Source organism: Mycobacterium sp. ML4, assembly GCF_054515735.1.
Genome location: NZ_JBTNSY010000059.1, coordinates 1 through 4,663 on the forward strand (window position 1 = coordinate 1; position 4,663 = coordinate 4,663).

General features: G+C 63.1%; 6 protein-coding genes and 2 pseudogenes. 5 read left to right on the forward strand and 3 right to left on the reverse strand.

The window, feature by feature from the left end; translation table 11 throughout:
• The first annotated feature begins 134 nt into the window (after window positions 1-134).
• The 4 genes and pseudogenes from ACX9NE_RS29050 to ACX9NE_RS29065 all read left to right on the forward strand — a co-directional run bounded on the left by ACX9NE_RS29050 (window position 135) and on the right by ACX9NE_RS29065 (window position 1,850).
• Window positions 135-659 carry a hypothetical protein gene (locus tag ACX9NE_RS29050; protein ID WP_459365230.1) on the forward strand — a complete coding sequence of 175 codons (525 nt, stop codon included), beginning with the start codon at window positions 135-137 and terminating at the stop codon, window positions 657-659.
• Between the two features lie 118 nt (window positions 660-777).
• Window positions 778-1,021, forward strand: a pseudogene (locus ACX9NE_RS29055) (antitoxin MazE-like protein).
• A 215-nt stretch (window positions 1,022-1,236) separates the two neighbouring features.
• On the forward strand, window positions 1,237-1,542 hold the full coding sequence (locus ACX9NE_RS29060) for a hypothetical protein (protein ID WP_459365229.1): 306 nt from the start codon (window positions 1,237-1,239) through the stop codon (window positions 1,540-1,542).
• 8 nt (window positions 1,543-1,550) lie between these two features.
• The gene (locus ACX9NE_RS29065; RefSeq protein ID WP_459365228.1) at window positions 1,551-1,850 is read left to right on the forward strand and encodes a type II toxin-antitoxin system PemK/MazF family toxin; all 300 of its coding nucleotides are present in this window, start codon (window positions 1,551-1,553) and stop codon (window positions 1,848-1,850) included.
• A gap of 132 nt (window positions 1,851-1,982) precedes the next feature.
• On the opposite strand, the pseudogene ACX9NE_RS29070 reads toward ACX9NE_RS29065, so the two are convergent.
• The 3 genes and pseudogenes from ACX9NE_RS29070 to ACX9NE_RS29080 all read right to left on the reverse strand — a co-directional run.
• Window positions 1,983-2,205 (reverse strand): annotated as a pseudogene (locus ACX9NE_RS29070) (IS110 family transposase); the annotation flags it as partial.
• A 498-nt stretch (window positions 2,206-2,703) separates the two neighbouring features.
• Entirely contained in the window at window positions 2,704-3,165 is a 462-nt protein-coding gene (locus ACX9NE_RS29075; RefSeq protein ID WP_459365231.1) for a DUF3237 domain-containing protein, read from the reverse strand.
• Between the two features lie 68 nt (window positions 3,166-3,233).
• The gene (locus tag ACX9NE_RS29080; RefSeq protein WP_459365227.1) at window positions 3,234-3,821 is read right to left on the reverse strand and encodes a VOC family protein; all 588 of its coding nucleotides are present in this window, start codon (window positions 3,819-3,821) and stop codon (window positions 3,234-3,236) included.
• Window positions 3,822-3,908: 87 nt separating this feature from the next.
• Between ACX9NE_RS29080 and ACX9NE_RS29085 the strand changes: the two genes are divergently transcribed.
• The gene (locus ACX9NE_RS29085; RefSeq protein WP_459365226.1) at window positions 3,909-4,415 is read left to right on the forward strand and encodes a MarR family winged helix-turn-helix transcriptional regulator; all 507 of its coding nucleotides are present in this window, start codon (window positions 3,909-3,911) and stop codon (window positions 4,413-4,415) included.
• The last annotated feature ends 248 nt before the right edge of the window (window positions 4,416-4,663 follow it).

Sequence of the window (4,663 nt, forward strand, 5' to 3'; positions counted from 1 at the left end):
CTAACAGCTTGATACCGATTGATGCAGAGCAGTTTTGGGCCCTCATATTGATGCACTATGTGCCCAGTAGAAATTGTCGGCATACAGATGCGGGAAACGGTCCCGCACGTCCGTGCGCAAACTAGGGGGAAACCGTGAAATCCATGAAATCCATTGCCGTCAGCGCAGCTGTACTGGCCGTCGTTGGCGGTGGCGCCGCCGGCCTGGCATCCAGCGCATGGGGCATTGCGCCTGCAAGTCTGCCTCAGGTGCACCTCGCCTCGACCGGCGCGCCGCTACCGCAGGACCCGCAACCCGCCTCGACACTGAAGCTGCCGACCCCTGACCAATTGACCGGCATCCTCAACGACCTTTCCAATCCGGGCGTGTCATACCGGACCAAAGATGGTCTCGTCGAAGGCGGCATCGGGTCGGGCGAGGGCCATGAGATGGATCACGAGCTGAGAGTGGCATACCGGAACGGGCAGCTCCCGTTGTCGTTTGTCGTCTCCAATATCCAACAGAACGGTCCGGCTACGGTCATGTCCGATGTGGCCATCTCGGGGCCGAAGCTGCCGACACCGGTGACGAAGCCCCTCATGTTCGTCAATCAAAACGGGAACTGGGTGTTGTCGAGCCCATCTGCGACCATGCTGGTGCAGGCCGTCGCTGGGAATTGACTGCGGCTCTCCGTACGGCGGCTGAAGTGGGGCGGGCGGGGCTCGAACCCGCGACCAGCGGATCCAGATCTTGTTGCTGCGTGCCCCCCGCGCAGACCGTTACATGCAACGTAGTCGTGTGTCACCTGCCCGGGAAAGTGTTCGACGGGCATCGCGAACGGCTGCGGCAACGAGGCCTCCGGCCAATTCAAATCGGGGTTCCCGATGTGAACGCCCCGGAGTTCGTCTGAGAAGCGCACCGCCAATCGGCACTCGTCGCCGCGAGCGAAAAAAAGGAAGGTGACGATCAGGCCTTTCCTCATCCTTCATCGGTTTTGAATGGATACGACCGGAATCCGCAGCTTTTCGTTGGGATCAACTGACGCCGGAAATCTCTGTGGCACAAGGAAAGAACCGGACTCAGCAAATGCCGCCAAGAATCGCCGAAACCGAATCCGTTGGAATGCCTCAGGCCATAGCCACATAATCTGGGATCACGTTTAGGGTTCACACGACGAGATCTTGGAATCTTCACGGCCTGCTTTGCGCCACGTAACGCGCATGTTTGTGCGCTTGATAAGGGTGTATTGTGTGCACCATGAGTAAGCGAGTGAGCTTAATCCTCAAAGACGCCGATGAAGCGGTGATCGCGCCGTACCTCAGCGAGGGCTCCGCATCGTTTGAGGTACTGCGCCAGTGGGTGAGTCAACGAGGCGAAAGCGACATCAAATCGGAAGCCGGCGCGCTCCGGGCATTGCTCCAGGCCGGGGCCGAAGCGCTTCGTGAACGCGTCCTCGACGCCGGATACGCCCAACTGGCCGCGGAGTTCAACAGCGAGCCTGCGCGCGCGGAGCGGCAGGCGGCACGGGACCGCTACGCGCGTAGGACCGAGGCCGGTCTGTGAATCGCGGGATGCGGAGCCAGACATACCGAGTGGACCTCGGGCACGGCTCCAAGCCCTGGGTGATCCTCAGCAACAACTCGCGCAACAGAAACCTGGACACGGTGCTGGCGGCTCGGATCACGACCACGAGCAAGAACGCGCACGTACCTACCGTCGTACCATTGACCGCCGCCGACCCTCTCGTGGGGTTCGTCCTGGTCGACGACATCGTGCAGCTCTACCACGATGAACTCACTGAATCGCTCGGCGCCTTATCTCCGCCCACAATGGAGGAAGTCAGTAAGGCCCTCCGGATAGCACTGCCTTGAGACGCACAGTCCGAGAAACGTACGTACCGAGAGGGGAATGGAAATCATGAGTGACGAGCGATTTGCGGCGGCCGATGCCTATTTGGCCCAGCTCCGAGAAGCCGCGCTTGTCTCAGGGCTGAGGACCTCGCAGGCGTCGGTCTTGACCCGATCGCCGGCCGGGCGCTGCAACTTTTCGAGGACGCTGCAACCAAGCACATCAACCTGGCGGCCCGAAAACCGGGCCAAACCGAACCCGGTTGGGCCCGCCTCATAGGTCACTGCCACCCGACCTGGTAGCCACCGCAGCCATTCCAGGACATCTCAATCGTCCGGGGTCAACCGCCGTTCAACACCCCACCGGTGTCCCATCCAACGCGCACGCCACGATCGACTGCTTGCTCGTCGGCCAGCACGAGATTGGGGTAGGTAATCGCGCGCGGGGATGTAGTCCAACACGAACGTGTCGAGGGGCGTCGGCGCGGATGTTGCGTTCGGGGCAGCGCCGCGACTCGCCCCCTGCGCGCAGGGGGTCGTGGTTGCGGCAGTAGTAGTAGCGATGCCAGAGGCCGTTGCGGCCGCGCACCTTATGGCAGTCAATGCCGACACTGCAAAGACCCATTTGACATGCCTTTGGTAGCCATCGGCCCGGTTCGGCCTGGCGAAGGGCTCCACTTGACGTGCGCGACGCGTCCGGCGACTTGGAACAGCTCGTCGGAGCTGATCGGGGGCAGTCGGTGGGGATCCAGTCGTCGCGGTCGCCGGGGATCTGCCGGGTGCGATGGGTGGGGCGTCGGTCGGAACGCTGCGCCCGTTCATCGCTGAGCACCGGTGATCTGGCGCGAACGGGACGTGAAGTGGCGTCCCGCAGTCGTCACTTCACGGCGTAGACGCGGTGGATGGGGCCACCGTCGCCGGTCCGGGACTTGGTGACGGCCATGATGTTGTTCAGCCACGCGTAGCGGGGATTTCCGGTCTCGAACTGCGGCGCCGCGCGGAAGTAGTAGCGCCACGCGCCTGCCGGGTCGTCGGGGTTTTCCAGATCGAGCGCATACTCGGCATCGTCCGGCGCCGACCAGAAGCGGCCTTGCCAATAAACATAAAGCAAGGCGTTATCGTGCGTCTCCAAGCAGAAGCGCACGTCGAGGACGCTCGATCCGTCCGGTCGAATGCGGATCCAGTCCGCTCCCGCGTCCGGTACCACACGGCCGCGCAGGTGGGGGCCCTCGAACTCGCCGCCCTTCACGAGAAAGATCACGCGAGTGCCGCCGGGCACTGGCCCCACGTTGATCGCCGGAAGGTGAAGCTTCACGCGCGCTTCGAACAGAAACTCCAGACCGGGCGGGCTGTCCCGCGTCCCAGTCGGCCGCGCTGGTCTTCAGACTGTCGAGCATTTCGACCTTCCTACGCTGCCGGCTCTGCTGGGGAGGTGCTCGCCGCCTGGTACAGCTCGATCAGCTCACCGCTCGGCCCCTGAAGGAATGCCATCCGCATGGGTTCGGGACGATCGCCCGACATTGTCACGTCAAGCGGTGCACCATCCCAATGCTGCCCAGGCACCGGGATGTCGAACGGCGCAGCGCCAGCCGCGAGCGCTTGAAGGTAGGCGGCATCTACATCGATCACGCCGAGCGCGAGATGATTGAGCGGGAAGCCAGGTAGAGACATCACCCCGTGCCCGGCGGGGTGCAGCTCGATGTACCGCCCGTCTCCAGCTTCCAACAATAAGCTCGCCACTCCAAACGGGAACTCGCCGGAGGCTCGGCGCCCGATGATGTCTCGGAACTCCTCCCTCAAAGTTAGCCCGAGCCCAGAGGTGTAGAACCGCATGGACGCCGCCAGGTCTGACACGAACAGGCTGACGTGGTGAAGCGTAGGCCGGTCTGCCGGGCAGAACACGCGCTGATCGAGGCTCCCATCCGGCTGACCTCCGAAGACTTCAGCCGAAGGTGCAACGACCTCCTTCTGGTCCTGCTTCTCTTGGGGCGCCACGAGAGCCTCCTTCGCCTGAGCAACATATGTGCGCTACGCACATGTAGTCAAGCACAAAAATGTGCGGGCCGCACATATATTGGAGCGATGATGGACCGTACCGCCAATCTGCTCGGTGCGGTCGGGCTGGCCATCGCCGATCGCATCGAGGAAACTGCTCGCGACATCCTCAGCCGCGCCGGTGAAACACCTGCGGCTCTCGTCGTCATCGGATACGGCCTTGGCCCGTCCAACGATCAGTTGCGACGCATCCTTGGCCTGTCCCATCCAGGATCGGTGCGTCTCGTTGACCGGCTTGTCGCCGATGGCCTCGTCGAGCGCCGAGGAGGACGCGATAAGCGGGCGATCGCGCTCTATCTCACCGAGGGGGGCGCCGCCCTTCGCGAGGAACTGCTACGGGGACGTCTTGCCGCGATTCGCCCGCTGTTGGCGCCGTTGACAGAAGCCGAGCAGGAGACCTTTGCTGCGCTCCTGCACAAGGTGCTGTCCTCAATGGGGACCACGGATCGGGAGCGCCGTACGCTCTGCCGCTTGTGCGATGACCGCGTGTGCACCGACTGCCCCATCCCGGTCGACAAGGTGGCGAGAACGTAGCTCATTACCCGTCACTGTCGCCGTGGGCAAGCAAGCAGTGAGCCAGGACCACTGCGATCGCCGCCGACGCGCTCGACGAGGCCGTGCCCTTAACACGCCACCTGGTCGCTGCGTTCGTGCCGTCGGTGTGGTGTAGCGATATGGAGTAAGTTCCCGCAATGGATCGGCGACTCGGTGCCATGGTGAATATCGCGGCGCCGCGGGTTAGTTGCCAGCGCCAGATTCGGAAAAGTCAAACGCTTCCCGCC

Excerpts from the sequence above, each read along its gene's own strand:
- ACX9NE_RS29060 (WP_459365229.1), top strand. The coding sequence starts at position 1,237 with ATGAGTAAGCGAGTGAGCTTAATCCTCAAAGACGCCGATGAAGCGGTG.
- ACX9NE_RS29065 (WP_459365228.1), top strand. The coding sequence starts at position 1,551 with ATGCGGAGCCAGACATACCGAGTGGACCTCGGGCACGGCTCCAAGCCC.
- ACX9NE_RS29085 (WP_459365226.1), top strand. The coding sequence starts at position 3,909 with ATGATGGACCGTACCGCCAATCTGCTCGGTGCGGTCGGGCTGGCCATC.